Annotated in this window: 21 protein-coding genes; 13 read left to right on the top strand and 8 right to left on the bottom strand. The window is 41.8% G+C overall.

The annotated features are described in order from the left end of the window. Window positions 1-138: 138 nt before the first annotated feature. From AC1DRQ_RS12570 to AC1DRQ_RS12540, 7 genes are all read left to right on the top strand, one after another. Window positions 139-576 (top strand): RrF2 family transcriptional regulator, encoded by a 438-nt coding sequence (locus tag AC1DRQ_RS12570; protein WP_477424813.1) that lies wholly within the window; start codon window positions 139-141, stop codon window positions 574-576. Window positions 577-852: 276 nt separating this feature from the next. Beyond that, a complete protein-coding gene (locus tag AC1DRQ_RS12565; RefSeq protein WP_429400269.1) occupies window positions 853-1734 on the top strand; it encodes a DUF3078 domain-containing protein in 882 nt (293 codons plus the stop codon). 254 nt (window positions 1735-1988) lie between these two features. Then, window positions 1989-2882 carry an OmpA/MotB family protein gene (locus tag AC1DRQ_RS12560; protein WP_477424812.1) on the top strand — a complete coding sequence of 298 codons (894 nt, stop codon included), beginning with the start codon at window positions 1989-1991 and terminating at the stop codon, window positions 2880-2882. 467 nt (window positions 2883-3349) lie between these two features. After that, window positions 3350-4021, top strand: a complete 672-nt coding sequence (locus tag AC1DRQ_RS12555; protein WP_477424810.1) for a hypothetical protein — start codon at window positions 3350-3352, stop codon at window positions 4019-4021. 721 nt (window positions 4022-4742) lie between these two features. Continuing rightward, window positions 4743-6098, top strand: coding sequence for a Gfo/Idh/MocA family protein (locus tag AC1DRQ_RS12550; protein WP_477424808.1), 1356 nt, complete (start codon window positions 4743-4745; stop codon window positions 6096-6098). 188 nt (window positions 6099-6286) lie between these two features. Beyond that, on the top strand, window positions 6287-7330 hold the full coding sequence (locus AC1DRQ_RS12545) for a DUF6807 domain-containing protein (RefSeq protein WP_477424806.1): 1044 nt from the start codon (window positions 6287-6289) through the stop codon (window positions 7328-7330). Between the two features lie 204 nt (window positions 7331-7534). Further along, a complete protein-coding gene (locus tag AC1DRQ_RS12540; RefSeq protein WP_477424804.1) occupies window positions 7535-8980 on the top strand; it encodes a serine hydrolase in 1446 nt (481 codons plus the stop codon). Window positions 8981-8988: 8 nt separating this feature from the next. On the opposite strand, the gene AC1DRQ_RS12535 is transcribed toward AC1DRQ_RS12540, so the two are convergent. Then, window positions 8989-10284, bottom strand: coding sequence for a hypothetical protein (locus AC1DRQ_RS12535; protein ID WP_477424802.1), 1296 nt, complete (start codon window positions 10282-10284; stop codon window positions 8989-8991). 184 nt (window positions 10285-10468) lie between these two features. Here AC1DRQ_RS12535 and AC1DRQ_RS12530 point away from each other — a divergent pair, with 184 nt between their 5' ends. Beyond that, window positions 10469-11992 carry a M20/M25/M40 family metallo-hydrolase gene (locus tag AC1DRQ_RS12530; RefSeq protein WP_477424800.1) on the top strand — a complete coding sequence of 508 codons (1524 nt, stop codon included), beginning with the start codon at window positions 10469-10471 and terminating at the stop codon, window positions 11990-11992. A gap of 88 nt (window positions 11993-12080) precedes the next feature. Here the strand turns inward: AC1DRQ_RS12530 and AC1DRQ_RS12525 are convergent, their stop codons facing one another. Continuing rightward, window positions 12081-13637, bottom strand: a complete 1557-nt coding sequence (locus AC1DRQ_RS12525; protein WP_477424798.1) for an alginate lyase family protein — start codon at window positions 13635-13637, stop codon at window positions 12081-12083. 399 nt (window positions 13638-14036) lie between these two features. Here AC1DRQ_RS12525 and AC1DRQ_RS12520 point away from each other — a divergent pair, with 399 nt between their 5' ends. Continuing rightward, on the top strand, window positions 14037-14960 hold the full coding sequence (locus AC1DRQ_RS12520) for a DUF5996 family protein (protein ID WP_477424796.1): 924 nt from the start codon (window positions 14037-14039) through the stop codon (window positions 14958-14960). A gap of 23 nt (window positions 14961-14983) precedes the next feature. Here the strand turns inward: AC1DRQ_RS12520 and AC1DRQ_RS12515 are convergent, their stop codons facing one another. Next, window positions 14984-15475, bottom strand: a complete 492-nt coding sequence (locus tag AC1DRQ_RS12515; protein ID WP_477424794.1) for a cupin domain-containing protein — start codon at window positions 15473-15475, stop codon at window positions 14984-14986. Between the two features lie 223 nt (window positions 15476-15698). On the opposite strand from AC1DRQ_RS12515, the gene AC1DRQ_RS12510 reads away from it, so the two are divergent. The 3 genes from AC1DRQ_RS12510 to AC1DRQ_RS12500 all read left to right on the top strand — a co-directional run bounded on the left by AC1DRQ_RS12510 (window position 15699) and on the right by AC1DRQ_RS12500 (window position 18006). Next, window positions 15699-15863, top strand: coding sequence for a hypothetical protein (locus tag AC1DRQ_RS12510; RefSeq protein WP_429400258.1), 165 nt, complete (start codon window positions 15699-15701; stop codon window positions 15861-15863). 56 nt (window positions 15864-15919) lie between these two features. Further along, a complete protein-coding gene (locus tag AC1DRQ_RS12505) occupies window positions 15920-17344 on the top strand; it encodes a tetratricopeptide repeat protein (RefSeq protein WP_477424791.1) in 1425 nt (474 codons plus the stop codon). 83 nt (window positions 17345-17427) lie between these two features. After that, the gene (locus AC1DRQ_RS12500; protein WP_429400256.1) at window positions 17428-18006 is read left to right on the top strand and encodes a cupin domain-containing protein; all 579 of its coding nucleotides are present in this window, start codon (window positions 17428-17430) and stop codon (window positions 18004-18006) included. 552 nt (window positions 18007-18558) lie between these two features. On the opposite strand, the gene AC1DRQ_RS12495 is transcribed toward AC1DRQ_RS12500, so the two are convergent. Further along, window positions 18559-19476: a helix-turn-helix domain-containing protein gene (locus AC1DRQ_RS12495; protein WP_477424789.1), complete on the bottom strand. Its 918-nt coding sequence runs from the start codon at window positions 19474-19476 to the stop codon at window positions 18559-18561. Between the two features lie 18 nt (window positions 19477-19494). Further along, the gene (locus AC1DRQ_RS12490; RefSeq protein ID WP_477424787.1) at window positions 19495-20373 is read right to left on the bottom strand and encodes an NmrA family NAD(P)-binding protein; all 879 of its coding nucleotides are present in this window, start codon (window positions 20371-20373) and stop codon (window positions 19495-19497) included. A 233-nt stretch (window positions 20374-20606) separates the two neighbouring features. On the opposite strand from AC1DRQ_RS12490, the gene AC1DRQ_RS12485 reads away from it, so the two are divergent. Continuing rightward, a complete protein-coding gene (locus AC1DRQ_RS12485; RefSeq protein WP_477424786.1) occupies window positions 20607-21002 on the top strand; it encodes a (R)-mandelonitrile lyase in 396 nt (131 codons plus the stop codon). Between the two features lie 83 nt (window positions 21003-21085). Here the strand turns inward: AC1DRQ_RS12485 and AC1DRQ_RS12480 are convergent, their stop codons facing one another. From AC1DRQ_RS12480 to AC1DRQ_RS12470, 3 genes are all read right to left on the bottom strand, one after another. Further along, on the bottom strand, window positions 21086-22546 hold the full coding sequence (locus AC1DRQ_RS12480; RefSeq protein ID WP_477424785.1) for a DNA/RNA non-specific endonuclease: 1461 nt from the start codon (window positions 22544-22546) through the stop codon (window positions 21086-21088). Between the two features lie 142 nt (window positions 22547-22688). Beyond that, on the bottom strand, window positions 22689-23837 hold the full coding sequence (locus tag AC1DRQ_RS12475) for a hypothetical protein (RefSeq protein WP_477424783.1): 1149 nt from the start codon (window positions 23835-23837) through the stop codon (window positions 22689-22691). Window positions 23838-23858: 21 nt separating this feature from the next. Next, window positions 23859-26238, bottom strand: a 2380-nt coding sequence (locus AC1DRQ_RS12470) for a TonB-dependent receptor (RefSeq protein WP_477424781.1), incomplete at its 5' end; no start/stop codon positions are given.

Genomic DNA, 26238 nt, shown 5'->3' with positions numbered 1-26238 from the left:
ATTAATACCTTTTTGTCTTTTATTATTGTGCAATGATCCGCGCGTTTTGATGATTGACAGGACAAAACTATGCATAAAAAAAATAAAAGACAAAAATATCTTTTATTAATTTTTTTGTTAATTTTGTACTATCAAATTATGGCGATTTTTTCAAAAACATGTGAGTATGCTATCCGGGCTGTTTTTTTTATAGCCCATAAAACTGCATCAGGTAGTAGGGTAGGCATAAAGGATATTGCCGCCGGTATTGACTCGCCTGAGCATTTTTTGGCCAAAATACTGCAGGACCTGAGCCGCAAGGGGCTTATCAGTTCTTTTAAAGGACCGCATGGCGGCTTTTATATGGATGCCCCGGCACTCACCCGCCCGCTGAGTGAAATTGTGGAGGCTGTTGATGGCGACAGCTTGTTTCACGGATGCGGACTGGGATTAAAACAATGTTCTGAGGTTAATCCATGCCCTTTACATAATGAGTTTAAAGATATCCGGAACCGGATATACCTGATGCTTAATACTACCACTATCGGCAACTTTAATGAGGAACTGATGAACGGATTACTCTCTCTCAAAAAATAAGGATATTATTTTCTTAGTTTTTAATGCCTTATCTCCGGGTGTAAATTAACGGTTACATTAATTTCGTTAAACAATAATAAATAATAAAATGCGATATTTGGCTAAGCATCTGTCAGAGCATGAATACATATATTGCTCAAAAACGGATAAAATAATAACTTATATTAAAGTATTTTGTAAAAAATACTGATAGCCATAAACTAAGATAAGTTTGTTATTGCGGGGTAAGGATGAATGGCAGAGAAGCTTTTTTGATCACTAAACATTTTACCTCTTATGAAAAAAATCACACTACTGTTAGTATTATCATGTGTTGGCCTGTTGGGCTATGCGCAGGATGCACCGAAAGCCGACACCACAAAAAGATGGACCATTCACGGCGAAAACACTTTCCTGATCAATCAAAGTTCTTATTCAAACTGGTCGGCAGGTGGCGTAAATGCCTTTGCCGGTAACTTACTTTTTAATTACGATTTTAATTACAAAAAGGATAAATGGAGCTGGGACAATAAAGTGATCCTGGGCTATGGTTTGAGTAAACAGCAGGATGCTGGCTGGCGCAAAAACGATGACAAGATAGTTTTGAACAGCTTGCTCGGTAGGCAGGCATCAAAATACTGGCTGTACACCTTTTATATGAACTTCCAATCCCAGTTTACTAAAGGTTACGATTATACTACAGAACCCAAAACATTTATCTCCAATTTCCTGGCTCCGGCATACCTTACCTTTGGACCTGGTTTTGCTTATAAGCGCTCTGATAATTTTAGGATCAATATTTCGCCGGCTGCAGCACGTATCATTATGGTGAATGATGACACGCTTTCGCACAGGGGCGCCTTTGGTGTTACTCCCGACCATAAAAGCCTGTTCCAGTTTGGTGCTTCGTTAGATGCTTATTACAAGATCAATCTGGTAGAGAACATCAGCCTGGAAAATATTTTGAAACTATACTCAGATTACCTGCACAAACCCGGCGATATTTATACAGACTATACCGCCAACCTTTTTATGAAAGTAAACAAGTTTGTAACGGTTAATGCGGGCTTGCAATTGATTTATGATGGTAAAACCCGAATACCAAATGAAGATGGCAGTACGAAAATTGCCTTACAGGTAAAGCAAATTTTTGGCGCAGGTTTAACGTATAAATTTTAATTTTCCAACGGAATCTTAAAAGTGCTCCGGTGTTCGCTTTTTTGTGTGCATGAAAAACCCGAACACGACAAACTAAAAGCTCTTAGTGATAAACTAAGGGCTTTTAGTTTATGGCCTGAAATTTTATTTAAGGTGGGTTTTGAGGTAAATATTACCACCTGTTTAAACCGAAAAGATTAATAAACAAAACTTTACTGATAATAATGAGTTAACCTTTATTGATATACATTTAATTTAAATAAAAAGTAAAATATATGAAGATCCCCAAGTTAATATTACCGCTGCTTATTATAGCAATGGTAGCTCCAAGCTGCGTCAGCACCAAAAAATATAAAGAGCTGAACGCCAACTACACGCAGTTGCAAAACAGCACCCGCGACCTGAGCGTAAAATACCAAACCAGTGAGCAGCAACTTGCTGTGGCAAACGGCAGGGTAAAAAGCCTGGAAGATCAGTTAGCATCTGAAAGAGCAAATGTAAAGGTTTTGCAGGATGCCCTTAATAAATGTTTAAACTCCACCAACCAGGGAAGTGTGAACATTTCAAAACTGGTTGATGAGATCAACAGCTCTAACAAATACATTCAGCAATTGGTGAATGCCAAATCCAAAAGTGATTCTCTTAACATGGTGTTAACCAATAACCTTACCCGCTCATTAAGTCAGCAGGAACTGAGCGATGTTGATGTAAAGGTATTAAAAGGCGTAGTTTATATATCGCTTGCCGATAATATGCTGTACAAATCAGGTAGTTATGAAATATCAGACAAAGCCGGTGCAACGCTGAGCAAAATTGCCAAGATCATTAAAGATTATAACACTTATGATGTGCTGATTGAAGGTAACACTGATAATGTGCCCATCACACAGAAAAACATCCGTAACAACTGGGATTTGAGTGCTTTAAGGGCATCATCAGTAGTGCAATCCCTGCAAACCACTTACGGTGTTGAACCCAAACGTTTAACAGCCGGTGGTCGTGGCGAATACAACCCGATTGCCGACAATAACACGCCAGACGGTAAATCAAAAAACAGGCGTACGCAAATTATCATTACCCCAAAACTTGATCAGTTTATGGACCTGATAGGCAAAGCACCTGATGCACAGTCAACAACACCTCCTCCGGTAACACCGCCAAAACAATAAGGCTGTAATTTATTTTATGTTGAAAGGCTGCCCCGAAGGGGCGGCCTTTTTTGGTTTAAGGAAATACCGATGATTGGACTCACCCGGTCGTTGCTTCGCCCGACCACCCTCTCTTCGCTACGCGGAAAGAGGGCTGGGAAACCTATTATTTATCCTGCCCCTCTTTCCACCGCAGGTGAAGAGAGGGGAGCCCAGCGTAGCGTAGGCTGGGTGAGTCGATTGGCAAACTGTACAACCGCCGTCATCGCCTATTCAAGCGTCTGCGCTTGAATAATTGTTGAGGTAAGCGTCCACGCTTACCTTTTTTAATAATTATTTGTGTAAGCGTGGACGCTTACATTGGTATAAGTTCAAGCGAAGGACGCTTGAACTTGCGGGGGACTAGAAGCGACACGCGTGCGCCAGCAATCTAGTTTTTTTCTTCTTTGAGTACTTAAGATAATCAAAAAATATCTAACTTACATTTAATGAATTTGTTAAGCCCCAAAAAAATTTTTACTAAAAGAGGTGGCCCTTTTCAGGCAGCATTTGAAATATCTAAAACAGAAAACTATACATTTGTCGAACAGGGAATAGAAATATCAAAATCTATTGTAACTTTTTACAAATCTATACCAGTAACCAAATTTGAGGCACGCATTCCAGAGGTAATTCCACTAACCTCTAAAATAATAGAGGAGTATCATAATTTCCAAGGGCTTATAAATCACTGTATCAACAATGCTGAAAAAATAAACAGCCAGCTAAGAGATTTATTACTTAACATCCCGGAAATAAAGACTACCAAAGAAGAGTTGCTAGCAATGGAATTTATGAGTTTAAGGGATGTGTTTAGTAATTTTCTAAATAGTAATAAATTAGTCAAGCAAGAAATTAATTTTGACTCTAGGGATAGGAGGAAAAATATAACATCCACTTTTTACGAATATATCTCCGATAGAAACGTATACACACATGGAGTTTTAAAACTTAGACGACCTGACGAGATATTTGTAATCGAATATATTGCAAATAGAAAACTGAAAGTTTATGCAGAGTTGAGCGTTGACATGCTTAAATCCAATCTTGAAGTTTCTGATCAATTAAGGAGAATTTTATCAGAAATAGCTGTATTATTCAACAAAAACAAACCAGTTTAATCAATCTTAAGTTGTCCTAACGGCCCTCGCTACTGCATACGCCCCGCTTGTGAGTTTGACGATAGTTAATGCCTACATCCCCGCCCTTCGTAGTAGCTTTTTTGGATAAAGGCTGACTTGCATTTTTTCCAAAGCTGGCGTACGCGTGTCGCATGCGAATCCCCAGCAAGTATGTCGGGCTGGTAAACGAGTAAAAGCTACTTGTGCCCTAATAAATTGAAAGTGGTGACAGAGATTTGTCAGTACGGGTTAAATATTAAATGATTTATTATCAGTTGTTTATTACTGTTCATGAGCGTTCACAGGTGTACATATGAACACTTACAGGTAGCATAAAACAAAGAAGCTCTCACTGTCTAAAGAGTTCAGCGCTATTCCACAACTGACGGGGTTAGAAACCCCTTCGGGGTACCGTGTTTATAGAATAATAACATCATGTTTTGAGCTCCATGGGAGCTTCCTGTTGGAGCGATAACATTTTTAGGAAGCTCCCATGGAGCTCAAAATTTATACAATAATTGCTATAAACACGGTGCCCCGATGGGGCTTGGCTTCATTACCGAAGTTCCAACCTCGAACCTTATGCTCGTGTCAAAAACACAATTAAGAAACATTATTGTTACAAAGACACTTAAAAAACAATGTCGCTTTTTATCTAATTTCTTCGATATTTGATTAAGTCGGTTGCAAAAACCGGCGTTTAACCAATTACCTATTCTTCATGGAAAAATCTCGCCGTACTTTTATCAGGCAGGCCGCTTTGGCGGGTGCCGGTGTAATGCTTACCAAAACCAGTTGGAGCGCCCAAAGTTATAAACGCATCATTGGCGCTAACGACCGCGTGCGGGTTGGCGTTGTAGGCTTTTCAGACAGGCACAAAAGCTCACACATCCCCAGTTTTATGAACCACTACAAGGAACTCAATTTTGATGTGGTTGGTGTATCAGATATCTGGAGCAGACGCCGGGAAGAAGGCGCTGCCATTTGGAAAGGGAAGATGCAGCACGATGTAAAAGCGTATCGCAATAACGAGGAACTATATGACAGCAAATCGGTAGATGCCGTTTTCATTAGCACCGCCGATTTTCAACATGCCCGCCATGCCATTGAAGCGGTAAAAGCCGGTTGCGACGCCTATGTAGAAAAACCCTTTGCCGAAACCATGGAAGATAACCGCGCCGCCCTGAAAGCGGTGAAGGAATCGGGAAAAATTGTACAGATAGGTTCGCAACGCAGAAGCGGGGCTAATTACCATGCTGCTAATGATTTTATCCGTTCGGGCAAGTTTGGCCCTATTACCATGGTAGAGCTTACCTGGAACGTGAACCAGCCGGGCCGCTGGCGCCGGCCGGAGCTACTGAATGTATTGAAAGAAGAAGATACCGATTGGAAACGCTTCATCATGAACCGCCCTTATGAAGCTTTCGATCCGCGCAAATATTTGGAATACCGCTTGTTCTGGCCATATTCATCAGGTTTGGCCGGTCAGTGGATGAGTCACCAGATTGATACCGTACATTGGTTTTCTGGTCTTAAACATCCGCGCAGTGTAGTGGCCAATGGTGGTATTTATAAGTGGAAAGATGGCCGCCGCAACTGGGATACCATTTTAGCCGCCTTTGATTATGGTCCGCTTGATGATCCGTCTACAGGTTTCCAGGTTACCTTTGGTTCACGTATGCATAATGGCGATGAACACCCGGCCGAGATCTATTACTCCAACGGCGGCGAACTAAACCTGAACACCAATAAGGTTTCGCCCGAGGGCGGCCTGACACAAAAAATGGCTGATGCCATGAAGATGCAGGCTAACCTGTTGCCCGAGCTCAGCCTGGAAAATACCGAACAAGTGGTGGCTTCGGCCAATACCGGTGGCGATAAACTGACATCAAACCACGTGCGTAACTGGATGGAATGTGTACGCAGTCGCAAACAGCCTAATGCACCGGTTGAGGCAGGGTACAGCCACTCTATTGCCAATATCATGACCAATGCCGCCGTACACACAGGCTTCAAAGCCACGTTTGACGAAAGCACCCAGGAGGTAATGGCGAATGGTAAAGTGTTTAAATATTAGATGAAAAAGTGAAAAGAAAGCAAGGATAGTGCGATTCCTTCCCTGGGGAAGGGGAGGTAGGGGTTAGTAAACAGGGTAAGCTTGTACTGCATGTATAAACCCCTCCCTGCCATTGCACCATCCGGCGCACCCCTCCCGTGGAGAGGGAATAAAAACACCCATTCATCAACCTTATCGATAAAAAAAATATGATCAGATTTAAAACTTTAGGTTTTGCTATAGCGATGACTACTTTATCTTCTGTAACACTGGCTCAAAAAAACGAGCCGGTAAAAGTGGTAAAGTCCGCAAAGGAAAACAAGGTGGATATTTTTATTGGCGGCAAGCCGTTCACCAGCTTTCTGTACCCTGATACGCTGGAGAAGCCGGTATTATACCCCCTGCACGCTGCCAACGGTACATTGATAACCCGTGGTTTTCCGATTGCCCCAAGAGCCGGCGACCCAACCGATCATCCGCACCATATTGGTATTTGGTTTAATTTTGAAAACCTGAACGGGCTCGATTTCTGGAACAATTCCTACGCTATCCCGGCCAGCAAAAAAAGCTCCTATGGGTGGATCCGTACCGACCGTATCCTGGAAGCAAAAGGCGGAGCAACAGGTGTTTTAGCTTATCATGCCAACTGGACCAACCAGCAAAAAGAGGTGATCCTGGAAGAAACCACCCGCTTTGAATTTAGTGGTGATGGTAACCAGCGTATTATTGACCGTGTTACTACCTTAAAGGCCGATATGACCGCTGTTTTTAAAGATGCTAAAGACGGCATGCTGGGTCTGCGTCTGGCTCATGAATTGCAAATTCCCGATGCGGCAGATCAAAAGTTTACGGATGATAAAGGCAACGTAACCGTGGTAAAAGGCGGTACAGATAAGTTAGCCAACGGAACTTACCTCACCAGCGCCGGTAAAACCGGGAACGACGCCTGGAGTACCCGCGGTGTATGGTGCAAGGTTTACGCCAAAATGGGAGCCGATTCAGTAAGTATAGCCATTATTGATCATCCTAAAAACGTTAACTATCCTACGTTTTGGCATGCCCGCGGCTATGGTCTGTTTGCAGCCAACCCACTTGGAGAGAAAATTTTCACCAACGGTAAATCAGAAAAGAACCTGACCCTTCAAAAAGGAGAGTCGGTAACTTTCCGGTATCGTGTAGTGATCACCAACGGCAGTGAAACCATTAGCGCGGCTAAACTTAATGAGCTGGCTGAGGTTTTTGGAAAGAAATAGATTTTACGCTTTAATGCTCATGATTTTACCCGCAGGTTTATATCTGCGGGTATTTTTTTTGAATTTAAATTCAGTATTAAAAGAAGTTTCTGGTGATTTCATAAGTCAAAATCCCTTTGAAATAATTATTTAATTTTGTTTTTATTTGATAATTCGAAATTTAATTTTGTATTTTCGAATAAAGAAAAATATAAAATTGAAATTATGAAAACCTTAAGCCTGTCACTGACTTTTACATTTCTGCTATTTATACAGTTAACTGCCTGCGCTCAAAGCGATAAAGACAAGATTCAGCAAGTTGAAAAAGGGCTGATTGGTGCCGTACAGATTAACGGCGAAACACCCTGGACCATACAGGAGCGCATGGCCTACTTTAAGATACCCGGACTAAGCATAGCAGTGATAAAAAATTATCATATTGTTTGGGCTAAGGGTTATGGCTTTGCTAACGACAGTTTAAAAACGCCTGTAACTGCACAAACACTTTTTCAGGCTGCATCCATCAGTAAATCACTGAACGCGGTTGGTGTGCTTAAACTGGTACAGGATAAAAAGCTCGATCTGTATACTGATATCAACAACTATCTTACCAGCTGGAAATTTCCTTATGACAGTTTGAGTAAAGGTAAAAAGATCACGATGGCTAACTTATTAAGCCATACGGCAGGTTTAAATATGCCAGGCTTTCCGGGTTATCAGCAAGGTAAATCCCTGCCTACTATAGTGCAGATACTTGACGGTCAGAAACCAGCAAACACCCCGGCCATCCGTTCAAAGTATGCACCTGGCATAAGATCAGAATATTCAGGCGGGGGGATCATCATTTCGCAATTGATCGTGATGGATGTAACCCATCAGGCTTATGCAGATTATATGAAAAAAGCAGTGCTTGACCCGCTGGGAATGAAAAGTAGCACTTTTATACAGCCGCCCACAGACATCAAACCAGATCTGCTGGCTACTGGTTATGGCTTAAATAACAAACCAATACCCGGTAAATACCGTATTTTTTCCGAACTGGCAGCCGCTGGCTTGTGGACCAATCCTACTGATCTTGCCAAATACATCGTCGAAACACAACTGGCTTATGAAGGCCGGTCGGCTAAAATATTAAACCAGGCAACAACCAAACTCCGGTTAACGCCTTATCTGGATAAGCGCACGGCTTTAGGTATTTATATTGATGACATGGAGGGTACCAAATATTTTGAGCATGCCGGGGCAACTTTGGGTTTTCGCAGCTGGTATTATGGTAGTATGGAGGGCGGCAATGGTGTGGTGGTGATGATCAATTCAGATCATGATGAAATAATTAAAGAGGTAGTTAACAGCGTGGCTAAGGTTTATGGATTTAAGGGACTTTATCATTCTATCAAAACCATCGCGGTAGCTGATACGGTTTTGCAAGCCTATACTGGTGTATATCAAGTTACGCCCCAATTCAGTTTAACAGTATCAAAAGAAGACAAGCAGCTATATGTCCAACCACCCGGCCGTGTAAAAAGCGCCATTTTTCCTAAAACACCAACAAGTTTTGTATTAAAAGAAGCACAGGTTGAATTGGAATTTGTAAAGGATGCCGCGGGTAAGGTATATGCCGTAATGTTAAAAGAAGGCGGGCAAAATACAGAAGCTAAAAAGATAAAATAATGGTTAATTTACATCCGCTTCGGTTCTGCAGGTAAACCCACTTGGTTTCTTAAACGCGCCATGGCCCAACACCACCAGGCGCATTGCTCGCCATTACCGGCATCCTTGGTTTTCCATACGACGTTGGTCATGGCGGCCAGATCCTGGTCGCTGAGTTTGTCAGACTGGTGATGCCCGCTGTCTTCCAGCCAGCCGCCTTCCATGTAAACTGGTTTGGGCGCGTTAACTATTTTAATAAGATCGAGGATCTGTTTGATGCGGTTGTAATCTTTTTCTGATCGGGCAAAATCCATTTCCCATGCCTGCCCTTTGCCAATGATCTCGTTGGATACTGTGCCATCGGGGTAACTGTCTGTAGGCATCCAGGCTAAGCCGTCGGTTGTTTTGAGCATGGTACGGCGCATGGCTTTTACGGTATTGCGCATCACCTCATGGTTTGGCCCTTCCCAGCCGGCGGCGATGGGTGAGAGCGTAACCCAGCCCATACCCAGGAATGGTACGCCACCGTTAGAGTCGGGCAGTCGCATTTCAAGGTAAGTAGTATCGGCATCCCTTACGGTGGTCAGATTTTTACGGATGCCTTCGGTAAGGATACCCAGATCTTTATGCCAGCTGTCGGCCAGTTTGGTTTCGCCCCTTCTTGCTGCTACGGTTGCCATATCATTTAATGCCGCACCAACAAAGCTTTGGGTGAGCAGGTCCCAAGTATCCCAACGGCGGCCCTCGCGCGAATGTTCAAAGGATATATTGCGTACCAACCCAGTTTCAACCGACCAGCGTCCACGCTGAAAAAAAGTGCGGTCGCAGGTGCGTTTCATGATGGCCCTTACCAGTGGCCAGGTATCATCTTCAAATTTGGTGTGTCCGCGTTTAAGTGCCAGCCTTGCCCAGGCCATCAGTACATGTGCCTGTCCGTCTATCTGGTGCTCATCGCTGATGATGGTATACTTGTTATCTTTTATGCCTACCACATGCGGTATGCGCTCCATATCATATTGTGTAGTTGCATTTAAAACGCATTGAATGTTAAGCTCCGCTTCTTCTAAACGGCCGGTTTCTAAAAACAGCGACACCAGCGCGCCCGTAGTGCGGCAATACATGCCTTCATAAGCTCCGGTTAAGGATTCGGGTAAAAAGCCATCTTTCCCCATCCTGTCCAGCAAGCTATAATAGGTATTGGCATACAGTTTTTCAAAGTAAGGTGATTGAAGGATAGTCTTGATGCTGTTTGCATTGGTTTGGGCGCGTATTGATGAACACAACAAAAGGCAGGCAGTAAGAAAGGGCAGGGCAAATTTTTTCATCAGCATAAGTAGTAGGGGTTTTAACAAATATATAAATGTAATCCAGACCGGCATCAATCATAAATAAATGCGAAATTTTTTTGCATTTTGATGATGCCAATAGTTTGGAACTTCAGTCTAAATAAAAATACAACATACTTAAAGGTTAAGTATATTGTAACACTTTAACCATATCTGGCGATCTATGAAACTGACCTCATGCTTACTCACTTCCGTTTTATTGCTTGGCACCTATTCGCTGTCGGCACAAAACAACCTTCAAAAAATAACCAATTTCCGCAAAGCCAATGAACAGGAGATCATCGGAGAATACCTTAAATTGGTTGCCATACCCGATGAAACTAATGATTCTGTAAACATTCGCGTAAACGCGTCGTACATAAAGGATATGCTGATTAAGCGAGGTGTTAAAGCCGAATTATGGAGCACTGCCGAAAGCAACCCGGTTGTTTTTGGTGAGGTTAATGTTCCGGGAGCCACTAAAACAATTATTTTTTATGCCCATTATGACGGGCAACCCGTAAATCCACAGCAATGGGCACCTGGTTTAAAGCCTTTTGAGCCGGTTTTTATTACGGCTCCTGTTGAACAGGGCGGGCATATTATTAATTATAAGCCTGGTGATCATATAGACCCCGATTGGCGGTTAAGCGGACGTGCCAGCGCGGACGATAAAGCGGGCGTAATGTGCATCATTAACGCTTATGACGCGCTTATTAAAAGCAAACTAAAGCCGGGCTGTAACATTAAGTTCTTTTTTGAGGGAGAGGAAGAAAAAGGATCGCCCAGGCTGGCCGAAATATTCAGAAAGTACAAAAGCAGACTAAATTCTGACCTGTGGATTATTTGCGATGGGCCGCGGCATGCATCCGGTAAAAAATCAATCATGTTTGGTGTAAGGGGCGATGTGAATTTATGGCTTACCGTTTATGGCCCTAAACGCCCTTTGCATAGTGGTAACTACGGTAATTGGGCCCCTAACCCTGGCCTGATGCTGGCACAACTGCTTGCCGGTATGAAAGATGATAAAGGACATGTAAATGTTAAAGGTTTTTATGATGATGTATTGCCCCTTAGCAATAGTGAAAAAGAGGCTCTTAGCAAAGTGCCGTCCATTGAACCAGAACTAAAAAAAGAATTGGGCATAGCCGAACCCGAAGGCGGGTCGCGCCCATTGGTTGAGGCTTTTATGTTGCCAACCCTAAATATAAATGGTATGGCCAGCGGTAATGTTGGCGCCCACGCTGCTAATGTGATACCCACAAAGGCCGAAGCCGTGCTTGACCTGCGCCTGGTACTGGGTAATGATATGGACCGCCAGATTGAGAAAGTAACAGCGCATATAAAAGCGCAGGGGTACTTTGTTACCAACAAAGAACCGACTGACGAAGAAAGGGCGAGATATGATAAGATAATAAAAATTACACATGATGCCGGTTACAATGCACAGCGTACACCTATGGACCTGCCCATAGCACAATCGGCAATAAAAGCGATACAATCAACGGTTAACTATCCTGTAGTGCTTGTACCCAGCGGCGGCGGCAGCTTGCCCTTATTTATTTTTGAAAAAGAACTGGGTGCCAAAGTAATTACTGTACCATTGGTAAACTATGATAATAACCAACATGCCGAAAATGAAAATGTAAAGATCAGTTTTTTGTGGGAAGGGATTGAAACAATAGCTGCCGTAATGCAGATGAAATGAGAGTATTAAAGCTAACAGTATGCTGCTGCAACAAAAAGCCCTTAGCTTTACGCTAAAGGCTTTTGCTTAAAAAAAACATAATAAAAGTTTACTGCCCAACAGTAAAAGATTCCCAGCCCGAAGCAGTGGTGCGGGTACAGGTCATGGCCTGTGTGCCATTCTCGCTGCTGATGAATTTGCCGTTATTACCACGCAGGGTTACTTTGCCATCGGGGGTGGTTATCCAGTCAAATTTTTCCCAGTCGCCGGCTGTTGCGCGGTTGCAGGTAATAGCCATAGTACCGTTTTCGGACGAAACGAATTTGGCCTTACTGCGTAATGATATTTTGCCCCCGCCGGCATCAATTACGGTAAAATGTTCTGTATCGCCTGCCGTAGTGCGGGTACAGGTCATGGCCTGGGTACCGTTTTCGCCGCTTACGAACGCGTTATTAAAGCCTTTAAGGGATATTACTGTACCTATTGGAGGATTGCTGCCACCCGGAGGAGGGGTAGTGCTGCCGCCAACATTAAAGTGTGTATAGCTGGTAAAGCCTAAAAATGTGTTGTCATTAGGTACGCCAAGCGGATCCTGCATATTTCTTAAAGATAACATGTTGGCGGTTCCGTAATGTTTGTATGCCACCTCAACACCCGGAAATATAGGGCTTGATGTGGAGCAGTAATTACAACCCGTGCTTTGATTATAAGCGCTGCGCTCAAAATCATACCCGGCGCTTATGCGGCTTGAAAGTGCTGTATAAAGCGAACCATCACCCTGCATGTCGGCAATTTCGGCGGCATAAGTTAAGCCGGTTAGTGAATATTGATAGTGTACACAATCCTGACGGTCGCAAAGTTCGGGCATGGTGCCATTGCTTTGTATCACCTGCGGCATTACGGCATTAATCATATCCTCGCCGCTTTGAAATACACTGGCGCTGTTCAGGAAAACGCCGATAGCCATTTTAGCATAACCTGCAGATACATTCCAGTTATTGTTATAGGCAGGTACGTTGTTAATGTAGTTGTTTTTTACGTTGTTCAGATAATCATTAAACTTGTTGATATCAGTGGTCGACCAGTTGGCTGATACACCGTTGGGATGATAATACCTGATGATCTCGGCAGCTGCAACAAAGCTTGGGGTGGTCCATGATGCTTCTAAAGCAGGCTGGTTAGGGTTATCAGTAGCATCTATAGGAGCATAATTCTGGAAGGTGTATGACCAGCCGTTTAAAATGGCTATACATTGATTTGCATAAGTAATATCCGCGGTTTTTGCAAAGCGCAGGGCAAGCGCGTACGCCAATTCGGCATCCTTCCTGATCTGGCTTTTAGATGGACTGGTGTGTCCGTTTGACCCTACGAAAACAGTAGTGTAGAATTGGGTTGGTAAAGCATTGTTGCTGATAAAATCAAGCACTTTTTGGTAGGCGGCTGTGCGGGTGGCATCCCCGCTGTTTACCTGCGAAGTGATGAGGTCAAGGTTAGCCGTTGTATTTAATACGCCCGGATGCACAAAAGTAGTTACCGCCCGCGGTACAGTTTGCCCGGTAGCATCGGTTGTTTTGCCAGCTACATTAGATTTTTTGCATTGGCATAAAAATGCGCTCAGGGTAAACAGGCAGGCAAAGGCCAGCCAGTAAGAGATTTTCTTTCTCATAATTAAAAGTTTAGGTTTATGTAATAAAAATTGGTTTGCATAAGGCATAAAAAATACCCAACAAAACTGTTGTACAGCCGTTGTGATAAGTTCAGGTTTATGGTATTGGTTAATTATTGGTTAATCCAAATCTATTTATAACGTTTATATAATTAGCTTATCATCAGGTATTTATTTACGAAAACGTTTTCGTTTTAATATCCGTAACATTGACATATTATCCTTAAAGTTACAAGTGGTGTTTGGTTAACACGTTCTAAAAAATCAGCGGGGTTAAAGGTTGTGAACTAATAAGGGGGCCTGTTTTGGGCAGATGTTTATTTACCATAAATTATAAACTATAGTGGTATTATATTGTTGTAAATACTCACGATATTCACCAAACTAACCTCAAATATCATGGGTAATACCTGGCCAGAATTAAAATTTCCAGATTTAAAGGAAACGCTTACCACCGTTCAATTATGGGCACAAATAATTGGGAAGATCAGGCTGGTAAAAACGCCATGGTTAAACCACTCCTGGCATGTTACCTTATATGTATCGCCAAGAGGGTTAACAACCGGGAGCATACCGTATGAACAAGGTATATTTCAAATAGATTTTGATTTTATTTCCCATCAGTTAGTGATCATATCAAGTACAGGTAAGCAGCAGCATATGGATCTTTTTCCGCGCACTGTGGCCAGTTTTTATAAAGAACTTTTTGAAAAGCTGGCATTTATGGAGATCGATGCTGAAATTTATGCAAAACCTAACGAAATGGAAGCTGCCATCCCATTTGAAAAAGATGACGTACACTTTCAATATGATAAGGAACAGATAAATTTATATTGGCAGGCGCTGGTCAAAATTGAAGCTGTTTTTACAAGGTTCCGGGCAAAATTTAGGGGCAAATGCAGCCCTGTCCATTTATTTTGGGGCGCATTTGATTTGGCGGTTTCCCGTTTTTCGGGCAGGGAAGCACCAAAGCATCAAGGCGGCGTTCCAAATATTCCGTTGGATGTAATGCAGGAAGCTTATTCGCACGAAGTAAGCAGTAGTGGTTTTTGGGGAGGTAATGATAGTTTTCCCGATCCGATTTTTTATGCTTATTGTTATCCAACCCCCGAAACTTATAAAGCGCAAAAAGTTAAACCTGAACAAGCATTTTATAGCAATGATTTGGGCGAGTTTATGCTCCGTTACGAGGACGTTAGGAATGCTGCTGATCCTGAAAACGCTCTTTTGGAGTTTTTACAGTCTACTTACGTGGCTGCCGCAAATACCGGCAACTGGGACAGGAAATCGCTTGAATGTGATCTGACTAATTTTGAAGCGTAGAGAAGGGTGTTATTAAAAACCACTTATTCACGGCATAATTTATTAAACAGGTGAGTATAGGAAGGATACTGTTTTGATAATTCATCTTTTTTAGCCATTTCAAATTCATTAAAATCAAACCCCGGAGCAACGGCACAGCTTACTAAAGTAAAGCCGCTTTTGGCTGGTATTTCTGCAGCAAACCATAAACCTGCAGGGATAACCACAGATAAATTACCGTTTCCGGTACTGGAAAGTTCGTGTTGGGTATACCCACCTTGACTGTCAATGGCGTGTATGTATAATGGTTCGCCCTGGTGAAAATACCATATTTCATCAGAAGCCAGCCGGTGAAAACCTGAATAATCATTTGCTTCCAACAAGTAATATATGGATGTGCAAGCTTGTTTAAAACCGGCCCCTGACTTTCTTACTACTTCCTGATTTGAGCGGAAAACCTCTTTATAATAACCACCTTCGGGATGAGGTAGTAAGTTTAAGCGTTTTATCCAATAAGCTGCATCCTGTATTTCCATTTGGCCAAATTAAACAATGATGAGTATACATCCCAAGTACTCATCAGTCACTTCAGGTTTTGAGCAACACATTTTGGTAAAATTTTATCATTGTAATTAAAAAATTTAACAAAATTAATGTTAAACATTTGGTTATTAGGCTTTAATGTTTTACATTTAACATGGGGAATAAGCCGAAAAAACCGGTTAAAAGAAGTAGGCATTAACTAATCACTAACTCACTATGGCTGCGTTTGATAAAAATACCTCAATGGGCAAAAGAACCAATCTGCAGGATGATTCCAATGTTCTTGCATCATTACAACAAATTATCCACCCTTCGGCAGTTGACAATGAAAATTCACCAACTGATGAGCAGGATTCAAGTGAAGAAACGGGTGAGGAATAAGCCAGTGTTTTTCGCCGTATAACTACTACCCTGTTATGGGGTGTTTATAATAATATATGCGCCTAAGCTCAATAAATGGGTTAATTGCTATATGCTTTTTAGTGTGTATAGTTACAGTTGTGCGCGCCCGGCAACAAAGTTCATCTTTCCTAAAACAACATGACACGGCCGCAAGTGACACCGCTGCTGTTGAATTATTGAGGCAGAAGAGCTTAAAGGTACAGTCGTACAAACCAGATAGTGCTTTAATATACGCACAACAAGGGCTTGACTTGGCGAGGAAGACCAATTACAAAAAAGGAGAGGGTAATTGCCTGAACAGGGTAGGTGTTGTATTGTGGAAGAACGGGAAATATGATCGTGCATTATTTTATATACTCAGTTCATTAAAAATAAGAGAAGAAATAAATGACCAGCTGGGGGTATTAAAAAGTTTGAATGATATTGGGATCATTTATTCAGATCAGGGAGATAATAAAAAAGCATTAACCTACCATTTTAAAGCTAAAGCCGCTGCCGAATCGCTTCACGATAAAAAGCGGATAAGTATTGTGTTGTCGAACATTGGCAATTGCTATTTAAAACTAAATAAAATTGATTCGGCGTTATATTTTGAACTGCAGGCTTATGGCATACAACATGCCATAAATGATAAAGGGACGATGCCCAATACGCTGTCAATTTTAGGTGATATCAATTATAAAATGGGTAATATTCCTATGGCGCTTGAGTATTACCGGTTAAGTATACCTTACGCGGTTGAAAATAATGATCAGAGCGCAATTGCCGATACCTATAATAGCATAGCCCGGTTATATGTCAAATCCGGACGTTCAGATTCAAGCCTTTTTTATGCGTCAAAAGCACTCGAAGCAGCAAAAGTTGCTTTGTATCCCGAAGGTATTTACAATGCAAGCAGTTTGCTTGCTCAAATTTACCAGGGTAAAAATGAACATCTTGAATTAATGTATTATAAAACATCAGTTGCCGCTAAAGACAGTATGTTTAATGCCGAGAAAGTGAGGGAGATTCAAAACCTCAGTTTTAATGAAGCTGCCCGCCAGCAAGAAATAGCCGATGATAAACGCCGGGAAGCCGATGAGAGAATAATTAATCTTCAGCTTATTGCAATAGCAATATTTATTCCTTTTTTCTTTTTGGTGCTGTTGCTATTAAGCAAAAGTCGTACCCACCGCAAGGTGATCGAGTTTATGAGCGTGCTTTCTCTATTGTTGGTTTTTGAATTCATTACATTGCTTATCCATCCCTTCGTAGCGCGTATAAGTAATCATTTACCCGTAATTGAACTATTAATACTTGTTATTCTTGCTGCTATATTAGTTCCGTTGCACCATACCCTTACCCATTGGCTGCGCGAAAAACTGGCACATGTGGCGCATGATCCAACGGTGCATAATCCAACAAAAACACCAGGTACGGTTGGTTTAAAGAAGAGAGAAATAAAAAAGGTTTCTTCATAAGCGCTTTCCTTTTTCAGGGAGCTTTTGCAATGCAGCCCTTACCGGGCAATTTTCGAATAACGTGTAATTTTTAATTTAAACATATGAAACGTAACTCATTTCTCAGAATTTTCATAACAGCAAGTACATTTCTAACCGTTCCACTTTACAGTAGTGCTAAACGTTTATTTAAAACCAGAGATAATAAGGGCTTTAAAGTTGATTCAGGAAATGACCGTTTCGGCAAATCAATTTCTTTATTTGAAGGGGATACCTTTTTTACCAAAGTATCTACAAAAGATTCAGATGGCGATATGTACGCTTTTGAGTCGACGCGGGTAAAAAAGGGTGGCCCGACACTACATTATCATTATGATCAGGATGAATGGTGGTATATTCTGGAAGGTGAATTTTTATTTAAGGTTGGAGACAAAATGTTCAATACAAAGGCCGGCGACAGTGTATTTGGTCCAAGAGGGGTACCTCATACTTTTGCCAAAACAAATGATGGCGACGCAAAAATGCTGATCATCTTTCAGCCGGCAGGTAAGATGGAGGCATGTTTTCAAGCAATTAGTGAGGGCAAACTATCAAAAATGACCCAGGAACAGCAAGATGATTTCCGCAAAATGCATGGCTTTGAGCGGGTAGGCGGCCCACTTACCTATTTTAAGAATTTTTAATAATTAGCTAATTTTAATGGTGCGGTGATAACACCGAAAATAGGCTTAATAATTAGCTTCCCAACGTATTTAGGCTTAACAGAAAAGCTTATACTGTTCATATGTGCACCTATGAACACCGTGAACACTAATGAATGCTTGATAATCAAGTGTTTGCATTTACATCATTAATTAACGACTGATAATCAGGTATTTACATTTGTGATATTGATGAACGATTGATAGTCAAGTATTTAAAATATTAAAACAAACACTTTACACGGGGTGGTCATTACAGATCGTATAAGATTTTTCGCAAGGATAGATCACACGATAGGTTTGGCTAAAGCCCTAAAATTTCACTTGCAATCCGTCGGCTAAAGCCAACGGCAATGATAAATATAACGAATTTATTGAACGATATTTAATTCATTTGCCGTCCCATTTATGGGACGGATGGAGCAACCAGATATGGGCTTTAGCCAAACCTATATTCTTCCAGACGCTTCTGGTGATAGCACTGACTATGGGCTAAATGTCAAATACTCCTATTGCCAACTCCTACTAATTTCATCAATTAAACGACTGCCTAAACGCCAAAGGCGAAACTTTAGTTTTTGTCTTGAATAACTTGCTGAACGACTGCGGATGTTCGAAACCTAATTCGTAGGCAATTTCACTTATCGATAAACCGGTGGTGGATAATTTTTCTTTTGCCTTTTCTATCAGCTTATCGTGGATGTGCTGCTGGGTGCTTTGCCCTGTGAGCACTTTTAATAAACCACTTAAATAATTGGGCGAAACGTTTAACGCATCGGCGATGTATTGAACGGTTGGTAATCCTTTTTGGGTTAAAGCATCACTATTAAAATATGCTGCAAGGATCTCTTCCAACCGGTCCAGGATCTGGTGATTCGCAATTTTACGGGTGATGAACTGGCGTTGGTAAAACCTTTCAGAGTACGTGAGCAATAACTCAATCTGGGCAATAATGATGTTCTGGCTAAACTTGTCGATATTTGAATGATATTCCTGCTGAATGTTTTGCATAATACCTCCAATTATTGATTCTTCCTTCTCCGACAAAAACAGGGCTTCCTTTACCGAATAATCAAAATACTCGTATTGCCTGATGGTTTTGGCTAAAGGTGTATTCCATAAAAAATCGGGATGAAACAGTAACATCAATCCCGATTGCTTTAATGTTGTATCCTGCTCAACCTCAATCCTGAAAACCTGGCCAGGCGCCATAAAGAACATGATCCCGTCATCAAAATCATAATCATGCTGCCCGTATTTCATCCTTACATTGAAATTCCTTTTCAAGGCAATGGAATAAAAATCCTTTACTAAGCTTATTTCATGACCGGGCACCTGCGCAATTGTTTCTAAATTTATCACGCTTATTAACGGGTGCTCAGGCTTAGGCAATCCCCTAAACTTGTGAAATTCGCTTATCGTTTTAAACCGGTGAGGTTGGATGGTTGCCATATTTCAATGTACTTATTTTTATTTAAAGGCGGCAGCAAATTCTTTGGCAAAATCAGCCAGTTTTACTTTACCCATAACAGGTTTATGCAGATCATAATCCTGGCGCAATGCACCGTTGTGTGTGGCAGCGCCCAATTCTACCAGGGTGGCGGCAATTGGTGCCGATACGCCGTTCTTTTCCATAGTGGCTTGTGTTTGCTTGTCGGTAAAGGTTAACCATTTTAAATCGGGCTTACCAATAGCTTTTCCTAAAACGCAGGCTATCTCATTACAGGTATGCTCGTCACTGGCCACATATCTTATCTTGTTTTCAGTTGTTTGTAACACTATCTCTTCCGCGACGACGGCGGCAATATCTGTTGGTGATACCAATACCAGCTTGTCATCACCTCCAAAGTTGGTGCCCATAATACCAGCCCCTTTTATCATATCTGTAAAGTGGTACAAATTGTAATAAAAGTAACCCGGTCGCAAGTGCGTGATAGCTACGTTTACCAGTTTATTCAAAATGTTTTCTACCCGGTGCGAACCGACAATGAACCCCGTGCCTTTATCTAAATGTGCACCGTAGCTGCTCAGATGAACCACGCGTTTTATACCCGATTGCCCGATGGCTTGCGCATAGTTGCTACCGACCTGGCTATAATACGCTATCTGGTCGGGTTCGGCAAAATTTGGTGGAACCATACAGAACACCGCGTCAGCATTTATAAATGTTGATGCTAAAAAATCAACATCATCTACCGAGCCAATGGCAGCGGTGGCATCCAATGCTTCAATGGCTGCCTGTTTTTCCGGGTTGCTGCTGATTACTGTAACCGCATGTCCTTTTTGTACTAACTCTTGTGTCAGTGGTTTGCTGATGTGTCCTAACGAACCTGTTACTATAATTTTCACCTTTCTGTTTTTTGTTGGTTCAAAGTTCCGCAGAAGCAAGGACGCAGGTGTAGCCGAATCTACTGTTGTTGTAGTCAAAAAAATGAGGATTGCTTTGGTTGGCAGGATAGGAAACCCGGAATAAATCAGCTCAGGAATCCTGTTCCTAACCAAACAATTCAGGAAGAAAATTTATTCACCAATAATAAACTTCAATAAGTTAAAATTGTAAAAGGTTTTAAAAAAGAATCAACATGGATATTAAACGCAGCGGCTCACAACCTTCGGGCAAAGGACCCGCAGAATATTTTACCGGATCAGTACGAATTGATCCGCTTATTAACCCACCAGAACCGGCCCGTGTCTCGATGGCATTGGTAACCTTTGAACCCGGGGCCCGTACGGCCTGGCATACACATCCGTTGGGCCAAACTTTAATTATCACAGCAGGCTCGGGCTGGGTACAACGCGAAGGGGATGCACGGGAAGAAATTCATCAGGGAGATGTAGTATATTTCGCACCAGGTGAAAAGCATTGGCACGGGGCTACTGCTACCACAGCCGTGAGCCATATAGCCATTCAGGAAAAGCTAAACGGTTCGCCGGTTGACTGGATGGAACAGGTAACAGACGAACAATATAGTAAGTAATTAAACAGAAACTTGTGCCGCATATACAAGTAAAGCCGGTTCTTATGCAAGAACCGGCTTTAACTTTTTTATAAGATTAACTATCAGGCGCCAGGTATTCCGGCATCTAATTTTGTTTCTAAAGCCGTCCTGACATTGGCAGGAAGGCTTGATAACAAGGTATAACCGGTAGCCGTTTCAATATCCTTTACGGTTACAATATATTTTGTCCAGTCGCTGTCAGTGGTATTAATATTAGGTGTATTAACTGCAATAACCCGTGTACTGGCTGTTACCCTATTAATATCGCCATTGCCGGCGGGTATAATAACCACAACTTTCCAAACATTGCTCGGAACATTAATATGACCATTATTGATGGTATTGGCTGCCCCTTTTGAACCGGTACCGCCTGTGCCATAACTACCCATAATAATGTATACTTCATTCCCCTCTACCACCTGCTCTCTCAAATAATTTTCCAGATTTGCCCAGGTATGTTCATTATTGTAAGGAGCCTGTGGTATTATATTGGTCATTAAAAATGTAGCCGCGTTGGCACCTGCAGAACTTGTACGATCGGCCGAAGGACAATTATGCCCCCTGTCGAACCCACTGTTTGTATAATTCGAGGTAACAACCATATACCAGTTTGCAGGCAAGGCAGACCAGCCTGCAAAATCATCCAGGCGTGGTGATGCATTAGTGGTATTAGTAGCATCCAAATGCCAGCTCACCCAGTTGGGCTCGCCTTTGGTGGCGTTGTATGATTCGGTATAATATTTTTGATCAACCAAATAATTATCCATGGATGTTGTGGTACTTTGCGCGTTTGATGGATTGCCAAACAATAAATTACTGTTATCGCCGCTGGCAGGTGGAGCATCCGCACCGGCAGTTACATCTCTTGGTGCCGAATCGGATCCGGTAGAACCGCCATTGTCACCATCGCCGCCGCCGTCATCAGGCGTACCTACAACAATGCCGGGATCGCCTTTCCCTTTAAAGGTAATATCATCAATATTTATACGATCGGTAGTGGTACCTACTTTTTTAATCTCAAAACGAACCTTGCCCGTAGTACTTACTTTAAAAGAGTCGGTAACAAGGGTGGTGTTGGTTTCGTTAATATCGCTGCCTACCTGGGTATAGGTTTTACCTCCATCTGCAGATATTAATAACTGCCAGGCCGATGGCTTATCGGCACCAACATACTTACCATGTTTAATATACAAGGTGGTAAGGCCGTTAATATCAAAGTTCATGGCAATATCGCCGGCACGTAAACGTACCGACTTAAGGCCATCTTTTAAATCGGCAGCAAGGTTCCCTATTACCGCGTCATTAAAATTCCAGCTGCCAGTGCTTAAGATTACATCGGCTGCCGCGTAAGCCGTTTTTGTTCCCTGCTCAAAATCTTCAGTAATGCTATAAGGAGTAGGCGCAGGAGGTTTAGCTACCGTATCGGCAGGAGGGGTAACCGGAGGCACATTAGCATCCTTTTTTGAACAGCCGGCAATGGTTAAAATTAAGCCAATACCAAGCAATAGGTTTTGAATTTTCATGGTAATTTTTTTAAAATAAAGTGAATAACAAAGCATAGCAACAGCATATACACTGTGCAAAAAGCTTAATCAGGATAGATTTAGGGTAGAATAATACAAGGGCATGTTTAAACCATACCCTTGTATTAACTGTAAGTTTTTATTATTTAGGAACTACGAAAGCAGTACCATCATAAACAAATGTTTTGGAAGTATTAGAAGTAACTCCAAAGCTATAAACGGTATAAGTAACTATATACTTTTGATTTAAGGTAGCTGTGCCTTTAAACTTATTCACCAACACTGCAATTAAAGCGGCATTAAGATCGGCATCACTCCAAAAGGTAGCATCAGTAGCTGCACTGATATTAAAATCAGGGTATTGTGCAACATTTGCTCTTGCAGCATCACTACCGGCCGTAGTTTTTGTACCGATATAAGTATAATCTTCCTTAATAAGCGTATAGCTTATATCGCTGTTAACCACCCATTTACCATCAGTCCTGGAGAATGATAATGATTCAGGTGTTGATTTGGTGATCCAGTTTGTTCCATCAAATGCAAGTGCTATAACTCTTTGATTGGTACCTTTACTGCTATTATAATAGTTAAAGCTCACATACCTAATATCCCCTATTTTAGCGGTAGCGGTAACCGTCAGATCGGCCTTCAATATGGCATTTAAATACGCAGTTAAACTGGCATCATCAGCCGAAGTGAACTGATTATAGCTTGAACGGGCAACTGCCGCGTATTGGGCAGGGGTAAGCATATATATTTGTTGCCAGGCGCCATTTAAATACAAGTAAGAAAACGTTTGTACTGTTGTTGTACCAGCGTAGTAATTAAAAGTCAATACTGCCAGTTGGTTGGCTACTGGAGCGCTGGTTTTAGGCCCGTAAGGTAACCATGAAAGTATTTGCGTCGCGCTAAAATCGGTATATTTATTACCGGGTAACAGCAAATAATCGGCATTGGTAAGCGTATAAGCTACATCTTTATAAACGCTATCAGGCAGTTTAATGGTAGGTGTTCCTACCGCAAAAGTTACTGCTGCTGCTGATTTATCATCCAATCGCGGATATTTGGCAGCTAAAATTAGCGGAATGTTCAATTTTGCATCAGCATCTGACAGGAAGGCGCTTGATTTATACGCGTAAGTTGATGTATCCAGCATTTGATAATCTGCCTGAGCTAATGTAAGCGTTAATGACGGAGTATGTGCTAAATTAGGGTTTGGTACTATGGGCTGCTTTTGGCAGGCCGTAAAAGCCAGTGCAAAAAAGGCTAATAAATAATATATCTTTTTCATTTTAATTAATAAAATATTTGATTAAAATTTAATTTTTATGCTCGTCGTAAAGGTTCTGCCTAAGCCATAATAAACCAAAGCTTTAGAAGCATCTCCGGACAGGTTGCCGTCATAAGAATCTGCTATGTATTTGGTATTCAGTAAATTATTAACATTGCCAATAAGTGACGCGTCAAGACCAGCGATCTTAAATCTGAACACACCATTAACGTTCCAAACAGAATAATTTGGCAATTTATATGGGCTTAAGCCGGCACTGCCTGCATTGGCGAAATTAAAATCAGAATAGTAATTGCCGTAATAGTAATAGTTGGTGCCCAGTTTTAAATCAGGCAAAACATTTACATCAAGACCAAACGCGGCGGTAGTTTGCGCGGCATCACCAATTTTAATGTCTTTCAGGTATACTTTACTAACTGTTTTAACCAGTTGTTGCTGCGCATTATATACCGATGAAGGGCCTGCGTCTGAACTGTAGTACCAGTCGCCGTAGGAGAACATGCCACTTAAAGTTACGTCCTTAATAGGTCTTAATTTTAATTCAAGTTCTGCTCCCTGGTGCATTTCATTTACCCCGGCAACATTCACCGTATAAAGCTGGTTAGAAGCCTGGTCAAGGTACGAAGTAGCAAAAGACTCATCCATGTATGATGATCTGTAAAGGTTTAATTTAGCGCTGAAGTTTGACACCTTAAAACCGTAGCCTAACTCATAGCTTAATAATTTTTCAGATACTGAACTGGGGTTGATATTATTGGTGAATTTCTGAAATACGTTATCAAAATAAGGCGGCTTAGTGATGTAACCTATATTAGCAAATACGTTCATCTCATCATTAATATTATAATTTGCACCACCCTTAGCCTGGTAGTTAAAGAAGTAAACGTACCTGCTTGATTGATTTGGATCGCTGTTCAGGTAATTATAATAGTCGTTTCTTTGATCGCCAGTACCTGATCCGTTGACAGTTACAAATGCCGAAAAGTTATTCTTTACATATTCTGCCTGGGCAAATGCTCCGCCCGATTGAACATAATCCTTATTATAATAGTCTATCTTATCACCAACTACCGCACGATGTTCAGGATTATTGATATCACCTGATCTGCTTCCTACTACCTCGGTAGCTGTATATGGGTCATAAACATAGTCGGCACCTAACAAATCAGTAACCGTTTCATAGTGGGTACCTTTATAGTACCTAACGTCAAGGCCTGCAGAAAGATTGATATATTTCCCTAATTCGGTTCTGTATGTACTTCTGGCGCCATACCATGCATGGTCATTATGTGACGAATAAAAGTAGGTGCTTGCAGAACCATCAGGATTGGTGGCATTCATTTTTTCGGCCGCTGTATAATCAAACGGTGAGTAATAATTACTAACCCGTGGAGCAACAACGTCTCCGCCTATGCCGCCGCCACCGCCTGTACCATAAGTGGCGTATAAAACTGTTGAAAGGCTTGATTTATCATTAATTGTCCAATCGTGGTTTAATGAAAATACCGGCTTACTGAAAGTGTTGTTATACGGGTTTATCTGCTTGCCATCCTTAACCCCCAGTTCATAATTCCAACGGGTGCCCTGTGGGGCGTTTTGCCAGTCTGAAATAAGTTCATCAGGTCTTTGTCCGTGGGTTTGTGTTGCGCCCATTACAGAAAATGACAATGTTTGGCTTGGAGATATTACTTTTGAAAGATTAAAGAAGTAATTGTATCCTAAAAAATTAAGTCCGTCGGCAAAGCCATTACCTTTAGTTCTGCTGCCTTGAAAGGTTGCAGCCCAGCCATTTTCGTTTAGGCCGGTTGATACCAGCACGGCTGTTTTTTCATAACCATCGCTACCAATGGCTTGTGAGATATAACCGCCTTTTTGGGTATCGGTACTGCGGGTAGTAATATTAATAGTACCACCAAATGAAGGCACGATAACTTTAGATACGCCCAAGCCGCGTTGTACCTGTATGGAAGTTGTAACATCGGTAAGACCTGACCAGTTTGACCAGAAAATTGACCCGTTTTCCATATCATTAACCGGGATACCATTAATAGTTAATGCCACGTTCCCTTTTTTGGAACCGCTGTAAAAACCGCGGATATTGATACGTGAATCACCATAACCACCGTCGCCCTGGGTTGACATAACACCTGGGGAGCCGCTTAAAAGCTGCGGGATATCCTGGTTTCCAACTTTTTCTTCAATAAATTGCTGGCTGATTGTTGTAACCGCGATAGGTGTTTTTCTGTCTACAGCTACGTCGCCGGTTACCACTACTTCGCTCATGGCATTCGCGCTTGATTTCAGTTCTATTACACCCAGGTCATTCACACCCGAAAGCGGAATCTCTTTGGTTACATAACCTATATAAGAGATCACCAATACTGTAGCATCTGATGAACCA

Source organism: Mucilaginibacter sp. P4_E8 (assembly GCF_056401495.1).
This window is presented reverse-complemented; position numbering and strand designations above follow the sequence as displayed.

What these genes read in the sequence shown, in the direction of transcription:
- AC1DRQ_RS12550 (WP_477424808.1), top strand. Translation starts at nt 4,743, where the DNA reads ATGGAAAAATCTCGCCGTACTTTTATCAGGCAGGCCGCTTTGGCGGGT.
- AC1DRQ_RS12565 (WP_429400269.1), top strand. Translation starts at nt 853, where the DNA reads ATGAAAAAAATCACACTACTGTTAGTATTATCATGTGTTGGCCTGTTG.
- AC1DRQ_RS12525 (WP_477424798.1), bottom strand. Translation starts at nt 13,637, where the DNA reads ATGAGAAAGAAAATCTCTTACTGGCTGGCCTTTGCCTGCCTGTTTACC.
- AC1DRQ_RS12570 (WP_477424813.1), top strand. Translation starts at nt 139, where the DNA reads ATGGCGATTTTTTCAAAAACATGTGAGTATGCTATCCGGGCTGTTTTT.
- AC1DRQ_RS12510 (WP_429400258.1), top strand. Translation starts at nt 15,699, where the DNA reads ATGGCTGCGTTTGATAAAAATACCTCAATGGGCAAAAGAACCAATCTG.
- AC1DRQ_RS12480 (WP_477424785.1), bottom strand. Translation starts at nt 22,546, where the DNA reads ATGAAAATTCAAAACCTATTGCTTGGTATTGGCTTAATTTTAACCATT.
- AC1DRQ_RS12495 (WP_477424789.1), bottom strand. Translation starts at nt 19,476, where the DNA reads ATGGCAACCATCCAACCTCACCGGTTTAAAACGATAAGCGAATTTCAC.
- AC1DRQ_RS12540 (WP_477424804.1), top strand. Translation starts at nt 7,535, where the DNA reads ATGAAAACCTTAAGCCTGTCACTGACTTTTACATTTCTGCTATTTATA.
- AC1DRQ_RS12535 (WP_477424802.1), bottom strand. Translation starts at nt 10,284, where the DNA reads ATGAAAAAATTTGCCCTGCCCTTTCTTACTGCCTGCCTTTTGTTGTGT.
- AC1DRQ_RS12475 (WP_477424783.1), bottom strand. Translation starts at nt 23,837, where the DNA reads ATGAAAAAGATATATTATTTATTAGCCTTTTTTGCACTGGCTTTTACG.
- AC1DRQ_RS12545 (WP_477424806.1), top strand. Translation starts at nt 6,287, where the DNA reads ATGATCAGATTTAAAACTTTAGGTTTTGCTATAGCGATGACTACTTTA.
- AC1DRQ_RS12530 (WP_477424800.1), top strand. Translation starts at nt 10,469, where the DNA reads ATGAAACTGACCTCATGCTTACTCACTTCCGTTTTATTGCTTGGCACC.
- AC1DRQ_RS12515 (WP_477424794.1), bottom strand. Translation starts at nt 15,475, where the DNA reads ATGGAAATACAGGATGCAGCTTATTGGATAAAACGCTTAAACTTACTA.
- AC1DRQ_RS12520 (WP_477424796.1), top strand. Translation starts at nt 14,037, where the DNA reads ATGGGTAATACCTGGCCAGAATTAAAATTTCCAGATTTAAAGGAAACG.
- AC1DRQ_RS12485 (WP_477424786.1), top strand. Translation starts at nt 20,607, where the DNA reads ATGGATATTAAACGCAGCGGCTCACAACCTTCGGGCAAAGGACCCGCA.
- AC1DRQ_RS12555 (WP_477424810.1), top strand. Translation starts at nt 3,350, where the DNA reads ATGAATTTGTTAAGCCCCAAAAAAATTTTTACTAAAAGAGGTGGCCCT.
- AC1DRQ_RS12560 (WP_477424812.1), top strand. Translation starts at nt 1,989, where the DNA reads ATGAAGATCCCCAAGTTAATATTACCGCTGCTTATTATAGCAATGGTA.
- AC1DRQ_RS12505 (WP_477424791.1), top strand. Translation starts at nt 15,920, where the DNA reads ATGCGCCTAAGCTCAATAAATGGGTTAATTGCTATATGCTTTTTAGTG.
- AC1DRQ_RS12500 (WP_429400256.1), top strand. Translation starts at nt 17,428, where the DNA reads ATGAAACGTAACTCATTTCTCAGAATTTTCATAACAGCAAGTACATTT.